This is a genomic window from Polaromonas sp. P1_G1, assembly GCF_056405595.1.
Map to the genome: position 1 here is coordinate 16,884 of NZ_JBFUBU010000050.1, position 17,416 is coordinate 34,299.

At 64.5% G+C, this 17,416-nt stretch carries 16 protein-coding genes; 11 read left to right on the top strand and 5 right to left on the bottom strand.

Annotated features, from left to right (window positions below):
- The first annotated feature begins 4 nt into the window (after positions 1–4).
- From nuoL to AC1D1Y_RS21760, 6 genes are read left to right on the top strand one after another with little or no spacing between them, the layout of a single operon-like run.
- On the top strand, positions 5–2,047 hold the full coding sequence (gene nuoL, locus AC1D1Y_RS21735; protein WP_477684170.1) for an NADH-quinone oxidoreductase subunit L: 2,043 nt from the start codon (positions 5–7) through the stop codon (positions 2,045–2,047).
- Positions 2,048–2,077: 30 nt separating this feature from the next.
- Positions 2,078–3,553: an NADH-quinone oxidoreductase subunit M gene (locus AC1D1Y_RS21740; protein WP_477654939.1), complete on the top strand. Its 1,476-nt coding sequence runs from the start codon at positions 2,078–2,080 to the stop codon at positions 3,551–3,553.
- A 17-nt stretch (positions 3,554–3,570) separates the two neighbouring features.
- Positions 3,571–5,073, top strand: a complete 1,503-nt coding sequence (nuoN, locus tag AC1D1Y_RS21745; RefSeq protein ID WP_477684171.1) for an NADH-quinone oxidoreductase subunit NuoN — start codon at positions 3,571–3,573, stop codon at positions 5,071–5,073.
- Entirely contained in the window at positions 5,070–5,372 is a 303-nt protein-coding gene (locus AC1D1Y_RS21750; RefSeq protein ID WP_477684172.1) for a DUF2818 family protein, read from the top strand. The genes nuoN and AC1D1Y_RS21750 overlap by 4 nt, the downstream gene beginning before the upstream one ends.
- On the top strand, positions 5,369–5,980 hold the full coding sequence (locus tag AC1D1Y_RS21755; RefSeq protein ID WP_477684173.1) for an NUDIX domain-containing protein: 612 nt from the start codon (positions 5,369–5,371) through the stop codon (positions 5,978–5,980). Before AC1D1Y_RS21750 ends, AC1D1Y_RS21755 begins: the two co-directional genes overlap by 4 nt.
- A gap of 23 nt (positions 5,981–6,003) precedes the next feature.
- Positions 6,004–6,513 (top strand): DUF1178 family protein, encoded by a 510-nt coding sequence (locus AC1D1Y_RS21760; protein WP_477684174.1) that lies wholly within the window; start codon positions 6,004–6,006, stop codon positions 6,511–6,513.
- Between the two features lie 4 nt (positions 6,514–6,517).
- On the opposite strand, the gene AC1D1Y_RS21765 is transcribed toward AC1D1Y_RS21760, so the two are convergent.
- The 3 genes from AC1D1Y_RS21765 to AC1D1Y_RS21775 all read right to left on the bottom strand — a co-directional run bounded on the left by AC1D1Y_RS21765 (position 6,518) and on the right by AC1D1Y_RS21775 (position 10,264).
- Positions 6,518–6,967, bottom strand: coding sequence for a hypothetical protein (locus tag AC1D1Y_RS21765; protein ID WP_477684175.1), 450 nt, complete (start codon positions 6,965–6,967; stop codon positions 6,518–6,520).
- A gap of 38 nt (positions 6,968–7,005) precedes the next feature.
- A complete protein-coding gene (locus AC1D1Y_RS21770; protein ID WP_477654945.1) occupies positions 7,006–8,319 on the bottom strand; it encodes a Glu/Leu/Phe/Val family dehydrogenase in 1,314 nt (437 codons plus the stop codon).
- A gap of 160 nt (positions 8,320–8,479) precedes the next feature.
- Positions 8,480–10,264, bottom strand: coding sequence for an ABC transporter transmembrane domain-containing protein (locus AC1D1Y_RS21775; RefSeq protein WP_477684176.1), 1,785 nt, complete (start codon positions 10,262–10,264; stop codon positions 8,480–8,482).
- Between the two features lie 89 nt (positions 10,265–10,353).
- On the opposite strand from AC1D1Y_RS21775, the gene AC1D1Y_RS21780 reads away from it, so the two are divergent.
- From AC1D1Y_RS21780 to AC1D1Y_RS21800, 5 genes are all read left to right on the top strand, one after another.
- Positions 10,354–10,887: a MarR family winged helix-turn-helix transcriptional regulator gene (locus AC1D1Y_RS21780; protein WP_477654947.1), complete on the top strand. Its 534-nt coding sequence runs from the start codon at positions 10,354–10,356 to the stop codon at positions 10,885–10,887.
- Between the two features lie 100 nt (positions 10,888–10,987).
- The gene (locus AC1D1Y_RS21785; protein WP_477684181.1) at positions 10,988–12,451 is read left to right on the top strand and encodes an efflux transporter outer membrane subunit; all 1,464 of its coding nucleotides are present in this window, start codon (positions 10,988–10,990) and stop codon (positions 12,449–12,451) included.
- Between the two features lie 53 nt (positions 12,452–12,504).
- Entirely contained in the window at positions 12,505–13,917 is a 1,413-nt protein-coding gene (locus tag AC1D1Y_RS21790; RefSeq protein ID WP_477684177.1) for an EmrA/EmrK family multidrug efflux transporter periplasmic adaptor subunit, read from the top strand.
- Positions 13,918–13,992: 75 nt separating this feature from the next.
- Positions 13,993–15,561 carry a DHA2 family efflux MFS transporter permease subunit gene (locus AC1D1Y_RS21795; RefSeq protein ID WP_477678398.1) on the top strand — a complete coding sequence of 523 codons (1,569 nt, stop codon included), beginning with the start codon at positions 13,993–13,995 and terminating at the stop codon, positions 15,559–15,561.
- A 14-nt stretch (positions 15,562–15,575) separates the two neighbouring features.
- Positions 15,576–16,025 carry an SRPBCC family protein gene (locus AC1D1Y_RS21800; RefSeq protein WP_477684178.1) on the top strand — a complete coding sequence of 150 codons (450 nt, stop codon included), beginning with the start codon at positions 15,576–15,578 and terminating at the stop codon, positions 16,023–16,025.
- Positions 16,026–16,066: 41 nt separating this feature from the next.
- Here AC1D1Y_RS21800 and AC1D1Y_RS21805 read toward each other — a convergent pair whose 3' ends face one another.
- Positions 16,067–16,522 carry a PaaI family thioesterase gene (locus tag AC1D1Y_RS21805; RefSeq protein WP_477684179.1) on the bottom strand — a complete coding sequence of 152 codons (456 nt, stop codon included), beginning with the start codon at positions 16,520–16,522 and terminating at the stop codon, positions 16,067–16,069.
- Positions 16,523–16,612: 90 nt separating this feature from the next.
- Positions 16,613–17,218 carry a hypothetical protein gene (locus AC1D1Y_RS21810; RefSeq protein ID WP_477684180.1) on the bottom strand — a complete coding sequence of 202 codons (606 nt, stop codon included), beginning with the start codon at positions 17,216–17,218 and terminating at the stop codon, positions 16,613–16,615.
- Positions 17,219–17,416 lie beyond the last annotated feature (198 nt).

A 17,416-nucleotide genomic window follows, 5' to 3' on the forward strand; every position in this document is an offset into this window, starting at 1 on the left:
TAAAATGAGCCAAACCCTCTCAGCATCGGCCCTGCTGGCCGTTCCCTTGGCGCCGCTGGCCGGCGCCCTGGCGGCCGGTATCCTCGGCACCTCTTTCGGCGGCAACTGGATAGGCCGCCGCCTGTCGCACAGCCTGACCATCCTCGGCGTGCTGGTGGCCTTCATCATTTCGGCGATGACGCTCAAGAGCGTGGCAATCGACGGCGCGCGTTTCAACGAGACGCTCTACACCTGGATGAACGTCGGCGGCCTGAAGATGGAGGTCGGCTTCCTGGTCGACGGCCTTACCGCCATGATGATGTGCGTGGTGACCTTTGTGTCGCTGATGGTGCACATCTACACCATAGGCTATATGGAAGAAGACGAGGGCTACAACCGCTTCTTCGCCTACATCTCGCTGTTTACCTTCTCCATGCTGATGCTGGTCATGAGCAACAACATGCTGCAGCTGTTCTTCGGCTGGGAGGCTGTGGGCCTGGTCTCCTACCTGCTGATCGGTTTCTGGTTCAACAAGCCGACCGCCATCTTCGCGAACATGAAGGCCTTCCTGGTCAACCGCGTGGGCGACTTCGGTTTCATCCTTGGCATCGGCCTGATCGCTGCCTACGCCGGCACGCTCAACTACGGTGAGGCTTTTGCCAAGGCCGGTGAACTTTCGAGCATCAAGTTTCCCGGTACCGGCTGGATGCTGGTCACCGTGATCTGCATCTGCCTCTTCATAGGTGCAATGGGCAAGTCGGCGCAATTCCCCTTGCATGTCTGGCTGCCGGACTCCATGGAAGGCCCGACGCCTATCTCCGCGCTGATCCACGCGGCAACCATGGTGACGGCCGGCATTTTCATGGTGGCGCGCATGTCGCCGCTGTTTGAGCTCAGCGACACCGCGCTGAGTTTCATCATGGTGATAGGTGCCATCACCGCCTTGTTCATGGGCTTTCTCGGCATCATCCAGAACGACATCAAGCGCGTGGTCGCGTACTCGACGCTCTCGCAGCTCGGTTACATGACGGTGGCGCTGGGTGCTTCGGCTTACTCCGTCGCGGTGTTCCACCTGATGACGCACGCTTTCTTCAAGGCGCTGCTGTTCCTGGCGGCAGGCTCGGTCATCATCGGCATGCACCACAACCARGACATCCGCTGGATGGGCGGCKTGCGCAAGTACATGCSCATCACCTGGATCACCTCGCTGCTGGGCACGCTGGCCTTGATCGGTACGCCACTGTTCGCGGGTTTCTACTCCAAGGACAGCATCATCGAAGCCGTGCATGAAAGCCATCTGGCGGGCTCCGGTTTCGCGTATTTCGCGGTGCTGGCGGGCGTCTTTGTCACGGCCTTCTATTCCTTTCGCCTGTATTTCCTGGTGTTCCACGGCAAGGAGCGCTACGACCAGAATCCGGACGCGCACCACCATGGCCACGACGATCACGGCCACCATGACGAGCACCACGAGCACCACGAGCACCACGAGCCGCACGAATCGCCCTGGGTGGTGACGGTGCCGCTGATCCTGTTGGCGATCCCGTCCGTGGTCATCGGTTTCATGACGATTGAACCCATGCTGTACGGCGATTTCTTCAAGGGTGCGATCTTCGTGAACCTCGAAAAACATCCCGCCATGGAAGAGCTCAAGCAGCTGTTCCACGGCCCTGCCCAGATGGCCTTGCATGGGCTGATGGCGCCGCCTTTCTGGCTGGCCCTGGGAGGCTCGGTGCTGGCCTGGTATATGTACATGGTCAACCCGGCCTTGCCCGCCGCGATCAAGCGTATGTTCATGCCCATCTTCACGCTGCTCGAGAACAAGTACTACTTCGACTGGTTCAATGAAAACGTGCTGGCCCGCGGAACACGCGCCCTCGGCACCGCGCTCTGGAAGGGCGGCGACCAGAAGCTGATCGACGGCGCACTGGTCAACGGCTCCTGGAAGGTGATCGGCTGGGTCTCCGGCATGGTCCGCCGGCTGCAGTCCGGCTACATCTACCACTATGCCTTCGGCATGATCATTGGCGTGTTTGTGTTGATGACGTATTTCGTCTGGCTCAATCGCTGATCAGTTCAACAAAATCAAGGAAGAACAAGAATGGGTTTGTTGAGTCTTGCGATCTGGACACCGATTGTTTTCGGTGTGGTTCTGCTGGCGCTGGGACGTGACGAGCAGGCGCGCAGCGTTCGCTGGATCGCGCTGATAGGCGCGGTCGTCAGTTTCGGGGTCACGCTGCCGCTGTACGGCGGCTTCGACCTGGGTACCTCGGCCATGCAATTTGTCGAGAAGGGCAGCTGGATCCAGCGCTTCAACGTCAATTACCACGTGGGCGTCGACGGCATTTCGCTGTGGTTCGTGCTGCTGACGGCCTTCATCAACGTGGTGGTCATCATCGCCAGCTGGGAAGCCATCACCACGCGCGTGAACCAGTACATGGCCTCTTTCCTGATCCTGAGCGGGCTCATGATCGGCGTGTTCTCGGCGCTGGACGGCATCCTGTTTTACGTGTTTTTCGAAGCCACGCTGATCCCGATGTACCTCATCATCGGCATCTGGGGCGGCCCCAACAAGATCTACGCGGCTTTCAAGTTCTTCCTCTACACCTTGCTCGGCTCGCTGCTGATGCTGGTGGCGCTGATCTTCCTGTACAACAAGTCGGGCGGCAGCTTCGACATCCTGACCTGGCACAAGCTGCCGCTGGGCGGCACGATACAGACACTGCTGTTCTTCGCTTTCTTCGCGGCCTTCGCCGTCAAGGTGCCGATGTGGCCGGTCCACACCTGGCTGCCCGACGTGCACGTCGAGGCGCCCACGGGCGGCTCCGCCGTGCTGGCTGCCATCATGCTGAAGCTGGGCGCCTACGGTTTTCTGCGTTTCTCCATGCCAATCGCCCCGGACGCCGCGCACGAATGGGCCTGGCTGATGATCGCGCTGTCGCTGATCGCCGTCATCTACGTCGGCCTGGTGGCCCTGGTGCAGCAGGACATGAAAAAGCTGGTGGCCTATTCATCGGTCGCCCACATGGGTTTTGTCACGCTGGGCTTTTTCATCTTCAACGACCTGGGCGTCTCCGGCGGCATCGTGCAGATGATTGCCCACGGTTTTGTGTCGGGCGCGATGTTCCTGTGCATCGGCGTGCTGTATGACCGCGTCCACTCGCGCGAGATCGCCAGCTACGGCGGCGTGGTCAACACCATGCCCAAGTTCGCAGCCTTCGCGCTGCTCTTTGCGATGGCCAATTGCGGCCTGCCGGCCACGGCGGGTTTTGTCGGCGAGTGGATGGTGATCCTGGGCGCCGTCAAATACAACTTCTGGATAGGCGGCGCAGCGGCGACGGCACTTATTTTTGGTGCGGCCTACACGCTGTGGATGTACAAGCGCGTCTACCTGGGCCCCGTGGCCAATGAGGACGTCAAGGCGCTCACCGACATCAACAGCCGGGAGTTCCTGATGCTGGCCCTGCTGGCCATCGCCGTGCTGTACATGGGCATTTATCCCAAGCCCTTCACGGACGTGATGAACACTTCAGTGGCGGACCTGCTCAAGCACGTTGCGACGTCCAAGCTGAACTGAAACTACAAAGAATTCAGATGATAGACAAACTCTCCTGGATCGCGGTTTACCCCGAACTCGTCCTCCTGACCATGGCCTGCGTGATCGCGCTGGTGGACCTGGGCGTCAAGACGCCGCAGCGCACGTTGACCTATGTGCTCACCCTGGTGACGCTGGCCGTGGTGGCCGCCATGGAGGCCGCCTACGCGGTGGGCGGGCAGACTTTCTACGGTTTCGGCAACATGATCGTCAGCGACCCCATGGGCGGCTGGCTCAAGTGTTTTGCCTGTATCACCGTGATGATCACGCTGGTCTACGGCCGGCCTTATGCAGCGGACCGCGAGATGCTGCGCGGCGGCGAATTTTTCACGCTGAGCCTGTTCGCGCTGCTGGGCATGTTCGTGATGATCTCGGGCCACAACTTCCTGGTGATTTACATGGGCCTGGAGCTGCTCACGCTGTCCAGCTATGCGCTGGTGGCCCTGCGCCGCGACAACGCCACGGCCACCGAAGCGGCCATGAAGTATTTCGTGCTGGGCGCGCTGGCCTCGGGCTTTCTGCTTTACGGCCTGTCGATGCTGTACGGTGCGACCGGCTCCCTGGACCTCAACGAGGTGTTCAACGCCATCGCCAGCCGCCAGGTCAAACACCAGGTGCTGATTTTTGGCCTGGTCTTCATCGTGGCCGGCCTGGCCTTCAAGCTGGGGGCCGTGCCTTTCCACATGTGGCTGCCCGACGTCTACCAGGGCGCACCCACCGCTGTCACGCTGCTGATCGGCGGCGCGCCGCAGCTCGCGGCCTTCGCGATCTGCATCCGCCTGCTGGTCGAAGGCCTGCTGCCGCTGGCGATTGACTGGCAGCAGATGCTGGCCCTGATGGCGATAGGCTCGCTGCTGGTAGGTAACCTGGCCGCCATCGCCCAGTCCAACCTCAAGCGCATGCTGGCGTTCTCGACCATCTCCCAGATGGGTTTCCTGCTGCTCGGCCTGCTGGCCGGCGTGGTCAACGGCAACCAGCTCAACACCGAGTCCGCCTACAGCGCGGCGATGTTCTACGCCCTGACCTACGTGCTCACCACCCTGGGCGCCTTCGGCATCATCATGCTGCTGGCGCGCGCCGGGCATGAGTCAGAGGACATCGTCGACCTGGCCGGCCTGAACCAGCGCAGCCCGCTGTATGCAGGCGTCATGGCCATCAGCATGTTCTCGCTGGCCGGCCTGCCGCCGCTGGTGGGCTTTTATGCCAAGCTGTCCGTCCTGCAGGCGCTGATTTCATCGCAGCAGGGCAGCTACATCGCATTGGCCGTTTTTGCGGTGCTCATGTCGCTGGTCGGCGCGTTTTATTACCTGCGCGTGGTCAAGGTCATGTACTTTGACGCGCCGCTGGCCCACAACGCCCAGCCGGTCTCCGGCCCGACGGATGCCAAGGTGGTGCTGGCGATCAACGGCGCGCTCATCCTGGTCCTGGGTATGCTGCCCGGCGGCCTGATGACGCTGTGCTCGCAGTCCATCAGCAGCATCGTCAAATCCCTGGGTTCATGACGCAGACGGCCTCGGTCTGGCTGGTCGTGCTGCTGGCCCTGCTGGCGGCCAATCTGCCTTTTGTCAGCAACCGGCTGTTCGCGGTCTACGCCCTGAAGCAGACCAAGAACCTCGGCATCCGCCTGGGCGAAATGGTGGTCTGGTACCTTCTCGTCGGCGGCTTGGGCCTGTACCTCGAGCAGCGGACCGGCCAGATCGCGCCGCAGGGCTGGGAGTTTTACGCCATCACCGGCGCGCTCTTCATCACCTTTGCCTTTCCCGGTTTCACCTGGCGCTATCTCTTCAAGCACCGCTCATGAAAACCCCGCCGGGCCCTGATGACGCCGGCAAGCCGGCTGATGCGCACCTTGTGGAGACCCGGCTGGCTTCCACGGAGATTTTGAAGGGCCACTTCCTGCACGCCATGCGCGACACCGTCGGCCTGCCCGACGGCAGCCAGGCGACGCGTGAATACGTCATCCATCCGGGCGCCGTGATGATCGTGGCCCAAGGCGACGACGGCCGCCTGGTGCTGGAGCGCCAATACCGCTACCCGGTGCAGGCCGTCATGGTCGAGTTCCCCGCGGGCAAGCTCGACCCCGGTGAAGACTCGCTGGCCTGCGCGCAGCGCGAACTGCTCGAGGAAACTGGTTACACCGCACGAGAGTGGGCCCGCGCCGGTGTGCTGCACCCGGTGATTTCCTATTCCACCGAGTTCATCGACATCTGGTTCGCGCGCGGGTTGGTGCCCGGCCCGCGCAAGCTCGACGCCGGCGAATTCCTCGACGTCTTCACCGCCACGCCCGCCGAGCTGCTGGCCTGGTGCGCCAACGGCCGGGTGACCGACGCAAAAACCTTGACTGGCGCGCTGTGGCTGCAGAACGTGCTGTCGGGCGCATGGGCATTGGACTGGCAAGCCGCTGTTTAGCCTTACGCGGCGATAATCCGCCTATGAAAGTCCTGAATCTCCAGTGTTCGCACCAGCATTCGTTTGAAGGCTGGTTTGCGTCCGAAGACGATTTCCAGGGCCAGCTGTCACGCGGCCTGGTCGAATGCCCGATGTGTGCTGACAAAAGCGTGCAAAAACTCCCGAGCGCGCCGCGGCTCAACCTCGGCGGGCGCCAGGACCCGGATGTCTCCGGCAATCCGCCATCTTCGACAGCCGTGAAGACTGAAGAAGGCGCTGCGACACGCAGCCTGACCGCGGTCGCCGGAACACCGTCCGGCGTAAGCCAGGCCCAACAGGCCGCATTCCTGCAGGCTGTGCGCCATGTGCTGGCCAATACCGAGGATGTGGGGACGCGTTTTGCCGACGAAGCGCGCCGCATGCACTATGGCGAGCAGGAGGCGCGCAGCATTCGCGGCCAGACCAGCGTGCGCGAAGCCGCCGAGTTGCTGGAAGAGGGCATTGACGTGATGCCCTTGCCGCTGCCGGCGGCGCTCAAGGAAACGCTGCAGTAGCCGCTCAGCCGGGCGCCGGCATTGCACTGCGCCGCCGCACCATGCGGCTGGCCGCATACAGCCCCAGGGGAATGGCGACGAAATGCGGCCAGATGAAATAGGCCGGCTCATAGCTCATCCAGCTGAACGGGCTTTCATCGACGGCCATGGACTCCATCGTGCCGGTCACAACCACGTAGAGCAACCAGGGCAGGGCGCTCACCGCCACCATCGCGGGCGAGGTGCTTTTGAGCAGCCTGAAAACGGCATTGCCGGCCGCCACCGCGAGCAGGAACATCGGCAGGTGGCGAATGCCGACCAGCGCGAAGGCCGCCCGCAGGTTTTCTTCTTCGTAGCTTTGCACGGTCCAGCGCGCGACAGCCGGGCCGTCGAGCAAAGGCCCCAGCAGCGCCGCAAGGGCCGCCACCAGCGCGCCCAGAAACAGCGCGGCCGCAGGCAGGCGAAAAGCGGCCATCGCAGGCCGCCCGCCAGGGCCGCTGGGCGCTTCGGCCATCAGGGGTAGAGGCCGCGCAGTTCGCGCGTGTGCAGGATGCGCTTGCAGGCCACGATGAAGGTCGCGGTGCGCAGGCTGACCTTCTGGTCTTGCGCCACGTGCCAGACGCCGGCGAAGGCGTCTTTCATGATCTTGACCAGGCGCTTGTTGATTTCTTCCTCGTCCCAGAAGAAGCTGGAGAAATCCTGCACCCATTCAAAATAGCTGACCGTCACGCCGCCGGCGTTGGCGATCACGTCCGGCAGCACCAGGATGTTGCGGTCGTGCAGGATGTCGTCGGCGGCCGGTGTGGTCGGGCCGTTTGCGCCTTCGATGATCATGCGCGCCTTGATGCGGCCGGCATTGGCTTCGGTGATCTGCTGCTCGAGCGCGGCGGGGATCAGGATGTCGCACTCCACGTCCCAGAATTTGTCGTTGGCGATGACTTCGGCCTCGGCGAAGCCGGCCACGCTGCCGTTGGCTTCCACATGCTTGAGCAGCGCCGGCACGTCGAGGCCGGCCTCGCGGTAAATCGTGCCGCCGTGGTCCTGCACGGCCACGACGCGAGCGCCGGTTTCGGCAAACAGCTTGCCCGCCACGCCGCCCACGTTGCCGAAGCCCTGCACCGCGATGCGCGAGCTTGCGATGTCCAGGCCGATGTGTTTGGCCGCTTCCACGCCCACGGTGTACACGCCGCGTCCGGTGGCTTCACGCCGGCCCAGCGAGCCGCCCAGGTCGACCGGTTTGCCGGTGACCACGCCGGTCGAGGTGGAGCCGGTATTCATCGAATAGGTGTCCATCATCCACGCCATGATCTGGTCGTTGGTGTTGACGTCGGGCGCCGGGATGTCCTTGTTGGGCCCGATGATGATGCCGATCTCGCTGGTGTAGCGGCGCGTCATGCGCTCGAGTTCGCCACGCGAAAGCTTCTTGGGGTCGACGCGGATGCCGCCCTTGGCGCCGCCGTAAGGCACGTTCACCGCCGCGTTCTTGACCGACATCCAGGCCGACAGGGCCATCACTTCCGACAGCGTGACGTCCTGGTGAAAGCGCACGCCGCCCTTGCCCGGGCCGCGCGAGACGTTGTGCTGCACGCGGTAGCCCTCGAAGTGGGCCACGGTGCCGTCGTCCATGTGGATGGGCACGTCGACGATCAGCACGCGTTTGGGCCGCTTGAGCGTCTCGGCCCAGCGCGCCAGGCTGCCCAGGTGCGGGATGACGCGGTCGACCTGCTGCAGGTAGTTGCCCCAGGGGCCGAGGTTGTCGGCCTGGAGGTAGGAGGGAAGGGGATGGGAGCCCGCGGAGACGGGGCCGGATGAGGCTGCGTGCGACATGAAAAACTCCTTGTGGGATTTCTGGGGGAAGGTCAATGCACGGAGCTTAAAAGCCCGCTCCCGAATAGTCCAAGGCATTGTGCACCACTATCTATGCAAATAATGCATATCCCAGGCCTTGAACCCGGCGCCAAGGTTCAGGCGGCCGGATCGATGGGTGTCACACCGTGAACTGCAGGGCCGCCAGCCGTGCGTACACGCCGCCGCGGTTCACCAGTTCGGTGTGCGTGCCTTGCTCCACCAGCCGGCCGTGGTCCAGCACCAGGATGCGGTCGGCCTGCTGCACCGTGGCCAGGCGGTGCGCGATGACCAGCGTCGTGCGTCCCTTCATGGCCGACTCCAGCGCCGCCTGCACCATGCGCTCGCTTTCGGCATCCAGCGCGCTGGTGGCTTCGTCGAGCAGCAGCAGCGGCGCGTTCTTCAGCATGGCCCGCGCGATCGCGATGCGCTGGCGCTGCCCGCCCGACAGCCGCACGCCGCGTTCGCCCAGGAAGGTGCCATAGCCCTCGGGCAAGGCGGTGATGAACTCATGCGCGAACGCTGCCTGGGCGGCGGCGCGGGTTTCCTCATCGCTGGCGCCGGGTTTGCCGTAGCGGATGTTTTCGAGCGCGCTGGTGGAGAAGATCACCGCGTCCTGCGGCACGATGCCGATGCGGTCGCGCAGGTCTTGCAGTGACATGTCGGCCGTGCGCACGCCGTCGAGTGCGATGCGGCCCGAAGCCGGGTCGTAAAAACGCAGCAGCAGCTGGAACACCGTGCTCTTGCCCGCGCCGCTGGGCCCGACGATGGCCACGGTTTCTCCGGGGGCCACGCTCAGGCTGAAGTCGCTGAGCGCGGCCTGCGCCGGGCGCGACGGATAGTGAAAGTTCACGGCCTCAAACTGGATGGCGCTGCCCGCCTGCGTGAGCCGGGCCGGCACAGGGTCGGGCGGCGAGGTCACGGGCGAGCGCGAAGCCAGCAGCTCCATCAGGCGCTCCGTGGCGCCGGCCGCGCGCAGCAGGTCGCCATAGACCTCGCCCAGCACCGCCGCGGCGCTCGCCAGGATGATCACGTAGACCACGGTCTGGCCCAGGTGGCCGGCCGAGATGTCGCCGCGCATCACGGCCTGCGTGCCCTGGTACAGGCCCCACAGCAGCGCCGCCGAGGTGGCGATGATGATGAAGGCCACCAGCACCGAGCGCGCCCGGGCGCGCCGCACGGCGGTGTTGAAGGCATTGGTGGTCGACTGGTCGAAACGCGCCGATTCACGCGCTTCGGCGGTATAGCTTTGCACCACCGGAATCGCATTGAGCACCTCGGCGGCGATGGCGCTGGAGTCGGCCACGCGGTCCTGGCTGGCGCGCGACAGCTTGCGCACGCGCCGGCCGAACCACACCGAGGGCGCGACGATCAGCACCAGCACGCCCAGCACCTGCACCATTAAATAGGGGTTGGTATAGACCAGCATGCCCAGCGCCCCCACGCCCATCACGGCATTGCGCAGGCCCATGCTCAGCGACGAACCCACGACGGTCTGCACCAGCGTCGTGTCGCCGGTCAGGCGCGACAGCACCTCGCCGGTCTGCGTGGTCTCGAAGAATTCCGGGCTTTGCCGCACCACATGGGCATACACCGCGTTGCGCAGGTCSGCCGTCACGCGCTCGCCCAGCCAGCTSACCATGTAAAAGCGGCMYGCCGAAAAMAGSCCCAGCGCSRCGGCCACGGCAAACAGTTCGAAGAAATGGGTACGCAGGGCCATCAGCTGTTGACCCTTGTCGGCCGCTGTGAGGCCGCCGTCGATCAGGCTGCGCAGGGCCAGCGGAAACACCAGCGTCGCCACCGCGGCCAGTACCAGGAAGACCGCGGCCGCCAGGATGTGGCCCCAGTAGGGCCGCAAAAAAGGCAAAAGACCGGAGAGCGAACGCGGCGAGCCTTTGGGGCCCAGGGAGGAGGGGAGAGTAGCCATGGGAGGAGTTTAGTCAAAATTAGGTCAATAAATTGCCGAAACAAACACCGCCTTGACATTAATTGTCTAGGCATGTATTATTCGAGCCCATGACTTCCAAACCCACCCGCCCGGAATCCCCCGGCCCCGCACTTTGCGGTTTGCCGGCCGATTTCTATTGCGCGGCTGATTACGACGCCGGCCAGAGCACCGGCTACCTGATGCGCCAGATCATCAACAGCGTTTCCCAGCAGGTTGCACGCGAACTCGAGCCCCAGGGCCTGACGAACGCCCAATGGGTGCCCATGCTCAAGCTCTATCTCCGTAAAGCCTCCACCGTGGCCGAACTCGCGCGTGAATGCCAGCTCGACGCGGGCTCCATGACCCGCCTGCTGGACCGGCTCGAAGCCAAGGGTTTTTGCCGCCGCATCCGCTCCATCGACGACAGGCGCGTGGTGAACATCGAATTGACCCCCGAAGGCCGCGACGCCGCCAAGGAAATTCCCGCCGTGCTGAGCCGCGTGCAGAACGCCCACCTGGCCGGGTTTTCGGTGGAAGAGTGGCAAAACCTCAAAGCCTATCTGCGCCGCATCCTTGAAACCGCGCACACCCTCCAAGCAGCGAATGAACAACATGACAAATAACACCTGTTCCTTTCCCATGGATTCCGACACCTCAAACGCTTCCGGCACTGCGCCGCAGAATGCCGGCGAGACCCTGCCCGTCTGGCGCGCCTCCTTCCGCATGGCCCTGGTGGCCGCCGCCAGCGTGGTCGCCGTGGGCCTGATGGCGACGGGACTCACCGGCTGCGCCGACATGTCCGGCATCGCGCCGCAGTCCGGCCTGCGCGACGCGCCTTCGCTGGGACTGAAGGCCGATGCCGGCACGCAGGCCACGGCGCAGGCACCGCTGGCCGCCGAATGGTGGCGCGACTTCGGCGACGAGCAGCTCAACACCCTGGTCGCGCAAGCCCTGCAGACCAGCCCCAGCCTCAAGCTCGCGCAAGCCCGCCTGGCGCGCGCGCAGGCCGTCATTGAAGTGGCCGACGCCGCCACCTTGCCGCAGCTCACAGGCCAGCTCGACCTGACCCGCCAGCGCTACACCGCCAATGGCGCGGTGCCGCCGCCGCTGGCCGGTTCCATCCGCGAAAGCGGAACGGCCCAGCTCAATGCCAGCTGGGAGCTTGATTTCTTCGGCAAGAACCGCGCAGCGCTCGATGCCGCGCTGGGCAGCGCCAACGCCGCCGAAGCCGACGCCCAGGCCGCGCGCGTGCTGCTGGCCAGCAATGTCGCCCGCACGTATTTCCAGTTGGTGCGCCTCAATGAACAAGCCAATGTGGCGCGCCGCACGCTGGCCCAGCGTGAGGAAACCTTGAAGCTGGTGCAAGACCGCGTCAACGCCGGCCTGGATACCCGCCTTGAATTGCGCCAGAGCGAAGGCGGCCTGCCCGAAGCGCGCCTGCAGCTTGAAACCGTGCTGGAGCAGATGGCCCTCACGCGCAACGCGCTGGGCGCGCTGGTCGGCCAGCCCGACGCCGCCGCAGCGCTGAATCCACCCGCGCAAGCCGCGATCAAAAACGTCGCGGTGGCCGCCACCCTGCCGGCCGACCTGCTGGGCCGCCGCGCCGACGTCGCCGCCGCGCGCTGGCGCGTCGAGGCCTCAACCAGGGACGTGGCCAACGCCAAGACCCAGTTCTATCCCAATATCAACCTCGTTGCCTTTGCTGGTTTCTCCAGCATAGGCCTGGGCAACTTGATGGACTCGGGCAGTAGGCAGTGGGGCGTGGGCCCGGCGCTGCGCCTGCCGATTTTTGATGCGGGCCGGCTGCGCGCCAACCTGCGCGGCAAGACCGCCGACCTCGACGCCGCGGTGGAAAGTTATAACGCCGCCGTGATCGATGCGGTACGCGACGTCGCCGACCAGGTGGCCTCCTCGCAAGCCATCACCCGCCAGCAAACCGAGCAGCGCGCCGCCCAGGACGCCGCCGAAAGCGCTTACGAAATTGCCGTGCAGCGCTACAAGGCCGGCCTGGGCAACTACCTCAATGTGCTCACGGCGGAGACCAGTGTGCTGGCCCAGCGCCGGCAGGCCGTGGACCTGTCGGCCCGCGCGCTCGACACACAGGTGGCGCTGATACGCGCGCTGGGCGGCGGCTACACCCCCGGCCAGGCCGTGCCCACGGAGCGGCAGGCTCGTTCGGCTTTCTGAACTCTGAACAAGTGACCAGCGATCAAAAGTTAACCCAACACATAACACGCATCATGAACACTCCTGAATCCTCCAACGCCCCAGCGCAATCCGCTTCTCCAACGCCCGCGGCCACGCCCGCCGCCGCACCGGCGCCGGTACCCGCCGGCAACCCCAAGCGCAAGAAGGCGCTGACCGCGCTGGCCGCCGTCGTGGTCGTGGCCGGCCTGGGCTGGGCCGCATATGAATACCTGGTGGCCAGCCATTACGAGTCCACCGACAACGCCTATGTGCAGGGCAATGTGATCCAGATCACACCGCAGATCAGCGGCACCGTCATGGCCATCATGGCCGACGACACCGACTTCGTGAAAGCCGGCCAGGCGCTGGTGCAACTGGATCCGGCCGATGCCAAGGTGGCGCTGGAGCAGGCCGAGGCCGCGCTGGCCCAGGCCGTGCGCCAGGCACGCACGCTCTACGCCAACAACGGCACGCTGGCCGCGCAGATCGCGCTGCGCGACGCCGATGTCACCAAGGCGCAAAGCGACATCGCGCGCGCCAATGACGACCTCAACCGCCGCCAGTCGCTCACCGGCAACGGCGCCGTGTCCAGGGAAGAGCTCAACCACGCCAGGACGCAACTGGACACCGCCAAAAGCGCCCTGGCCGCCGCGCAGGCCGGCGTGGTCGCCGCGCGCGAACAGCTCGCCAGCAACCAGGCGCTGACCGAAGGCACCAGCATCGAACAGCACCCCAGCGTGCAGGTGGCGGCCGCCAGGGTGCGTGAAGCCTTCCTCGCAACGCAGCGCGCGGGCCTGCTCGCGCCGGTGGACGGCTACGTCGCCAAACGCACGGTGCAGCTCGGCCAGCGCGTGGCCGCCGGCACGCCCATGATGTCCATCATCCCGCTCAAGCAGGTCTGGGTCGACGCCAATTTCAAGGAAGTGCAGCTGCGCAACATCCGCATCGGCCAGCCCGTCACCCTGGTGGCCGATCTCTACGGCAAGAAGGTCGAATACAAGGGCAGCGTTGCTGGCCTGGGCGTGGGCACCGGTGCCGCGTTCTCGCTGCTGCCCGCGCAGAACGCCACCGGCAACTGGATCAAGGTGGTGCAGCGCGTGCCCGTGCGCATCGCACTCGACGCCAAGCAGCTCGCCGAGAACCCATTGCGCGTGGGCCTGTCCATGGACGCAGAAGTCGACGTGAGCAACAAGAACGGCAAAATGCTGGCCGATGCGCCGCGCGATGCCGCCGTAGCGCACACCCAGACCTACGGCGCGCAGGACGATGCGGCCGACAGGGACGTGCAGCGCGTGATCGCCGCCAACACCGGCAAGGCCGCGGTGAAGTCGGCCAAGGCCGCCAATGCGGCGAAGCCTGTGCTTCCAGCGGGCGGCGCTGCTTTGCCTGCCCAGGCCGGCGCCGATGCGCAGACCCTGGCATTCAGCCACACGCTGTCCCTGGCCGGCGACCGTCCGGCACGTTAAGCCACAGCCCCAGCACGCGCAACCGCGGCGAACCCCCACCGCGGTTTCCACCAGCCCCTCCTTCGCAAGGCTTTCATGGCTTCCGCACCTGCTTCCGCTTACATCGCACCTCCGCCGCTGACGGGCTCGGCACGCCTGTGGGGCACGCTGGCCCTGTCGGCCGCGACCTTCATGAACGTGCTCGACACCTCCATCGCCAACGTGTCGCTGCCGGCCATCGCCGGCGACCTGGGCGTGAGCCCCAACCAGGGCACCTGGGTCATCACCAGCTTCGGCGTGGCCAACGCTATTGCCGTGCCGCTCACCGGCTGGCTGTCACAGCGCTTCGGCCAGGTGCGGCTGTTCACGGCCAGCGTCCTGCTGTTCGTGCTCACCTCCTGGCTGTGCGGCCTGGCGCCCAACATGACCACGCTGATTTTTCTGCGCGTGCTGCAGGGCCTGGTCGCCGGGCCCATGATTCCTTTGTCGCAGGCGCTGCTGCTGTCGAGTTACCCGAAAGCGCTCGCGGGGCTGGCCATGGCGCTATGGTCCATGACGACGCTGGTCGCGCCGGTCATGGGGCCGCTGCTGGGCGGCTGGATCACCGACAACATTTCCTGGCCCTGGATTTTCTACATCAACATTCCCGTGGGCCTGGGCGCGGCCTTCATCACCTGGAGCATCTTCCGAAAGCGTGAAAGCGTCACCCGCAAGCTGCCCATCGATTCGGTGGGTCTGGCGCTGCTGGTGGTCTGGGTCGGCTCGCTGCAGATCATGCTCGACAAGGGCCAGGAGCTGGACTGGTTCCACTCCGGCGAGGTCGTCGCGCTGGCCATCATCGCGCTGGTCGGCCTGATCGCCTTCGTGATCTGGGAGCTCACCGAAGAGCACCCGGTGGTGGACCTGACACTGTTCAAGGGGCGCAACTTCTGGGCCGGCGCGCTCGCGCTGTCGGTGGGTTACGGCCTCTTCTTCGGCAACGTGGTGCTGCTGCCCCTGTGGCTGCAGCAGTACATGGGCTACACCGCCACCCAGGCCGGCATGGTGCTGGCGCCGGTGGGTGCCTTCGCCTTGCTGCTGTCGCCTGTCGTTGGCAAAAACATCTCCAAGGTCGACCCGCGCCGCTTCGCCGCCTTTGCCTTCATGGTGTTCGCCCTGGTGCTGTGGATGCGCTCCCACTTCAACACCCAGGCCGACTTCCAGACCATCATGATCCCGACCATCATCCAGGGCGTGGCCATGGCTTTCTTCTTCATCCCGCTGGTCACCATCACGCTGTCGGGCATCTCGCCCGAAAAGATCCCGGCGGCGTCGGGTTTGTCGAATTTCGTGCGCATCACGGCCGGCTCCTTCGGCACCTCCATCGCCACCACCATCTGGCAGGACCGCGCCGCCATGCACCACGCGCAGATCAGCGAATACGTGAACCAGGGCAGCACCGCCACCAACAGCGCCCTTGCYGGCCTGGCCGGCGCCGGCCTCACGCCCGACCAGGCGCTGGGCACCATCAACCGCCTGGCCGACCAGCAGGCTTACATGCTCGCGGCCAACGACGTGTTTTATGTCTCGGCGCTGATCTTCCTGCTGCTGATTCCGCTGGTGTTTTTGACACGGCCCACGCATGCGGGGGCGGGTGGGGCGGATGCTGCGGCCGGGGCGCACTAGCCAGTGTGATTTCCGTGACACAGTCCTTCGAGCTAAACACGCTTATCAACGCACCAACGCCGGTTGTATGGGATAGCCTGGTCCATACCGAGAAAATGAAGGTGTGGATGGGCGAGCCGGAGATGGAAATCGGGATAGAGACCGATTGGAAGGTTGGGAGCCCGATGGTGGTGAGTGGCATCCACCACTTGCGCTTCCGGAACATCGGCGTGGTCCTGGAGTTCAAGGATATGGAGCGGCTCAGCTACACCCATTTGAGTTCCTTGTCCCGGCTTCCCTATGAATCTGGAAATTTCACGACTTTGACGTTCAGCCTGACGCCCCAAGGGGATGCCACCTCGCTGGCACTCAGGGCGACAGGTTTCCCGACAGTCAGTATCTTCAAACACCTGCAGTTTTACTGGGTCGGGACACTGGGTATCCTGAAGCAGTTCGCGGAGCGGTGCTATTGCCGCGATGCTTGACCAGAACCGGAGGCGCGAGCTCATACCCGGCGGAGAAGCTTTCAGGCGCTTGGAACTGAAACTCCCGATGACTGCTCTATAGGCATCACAGGCACCAGGATCGTGTTGCCGGTGGCTACCAGCAACAGCTCGCCGCTGCCCTGCTCGGCAAAAAGCTCCGCACTCGCAAACACCTGCTTGCGCCCAGCCTTCACCACTCGCCCGCGTGCCACAAACCCGCGGCCCACGGCCGGTGCCAGGCAGTTCACTGAAAAGTGCGAAGCCAGCACGCGGCCGGCCACGGTAGCCGCCGCGTAGCCGCAGGCCGTGTCCAGCATCGCGCCTATCAGGCCAGCATGCAGGTAGCCGGCGTACTGGCCCATGTCTTCCTCCCGCCAGGCCATGCGGATCTCGGCCTCGCCGGCCGCGGCGCGCACGACCTCAAAGCCGGCCCAGCGGTTGAAGGACGCGGTCTGGTTTACCGCCTGCAGGGTGTTCAGGATTGTGGGTTCCGTCATGGCTGGAAATATAGGACCGGCGATGGCGGTTGGCTGTAGCGCGGGCGACAGCCCGGCGGTTGGAAAGATCAGCTGCTTGTGACGCAGGCGTCACCGCCCCGTCAAGGCCAGGTAGGCCGCACGCGTCTCGGGCGAGACGGACCCCACGAGTTGTTCATGCGAGGTCTTGTGCCGCACCAGCATGCGCGCCGACGCCACGGCTTTCGATTTGCAGAACCAGTGGCAGCTGTGCTGCATCAGGAAAAGTTCGGCTGACATCGTGAAGGCCTTGTCCTTGGGCGTGCGTTGAGCGCTGTTTTCTGCCGTCTGCAGGATGCCTTGGGCGTGGACTGCCAGCATTTTTCGCATGTCGAATGTCAGGCCTGGAAAAAGTTTGGCGATGAAGGGAACGGCAATCGGCAGTTTGCTTGCGCGTGCATCGACTTCATCGACCTTGGAAAAGCCCGTGGCAAAACGGGTGAACTGTTCGCACAGCTTCAGTTCTGTGCTGGCCAGCTGGTTCCAGACCTGCTCGCGTCGCTCCGGCTCCTTCTCGCCCAGCGCCCGCAGGTAGCCGTCGGTCAGGGTCTCCATCAGTTTTTCGATCTGGTACTGGCCGAGGTGGCTGCCCAGCAGGGCGATGCGCCGGCGTTCTTCCGACAGTTTGAGGATGTAGACGGCTATGGCGACGCAGGTCACCAAAGTGAAGAATTCCATTTTTTGGGTTTGGGAGTGGGGCTGTGGGGGGAGGTATCAGTGTAGTCACTCTGTGGGGCCGGGTTGTGATTGTTCTGGTGGCTTGTTCTTTGCTGAGGGTGGCTGGCCGGGGTCGCCCGGCATGCGACTCACTTTTCTTTGCTTCGCCAAAGAAAAGTAAGCAAAAGAAAGGCGACCCGCAGTCTGGGTCCCTACGCT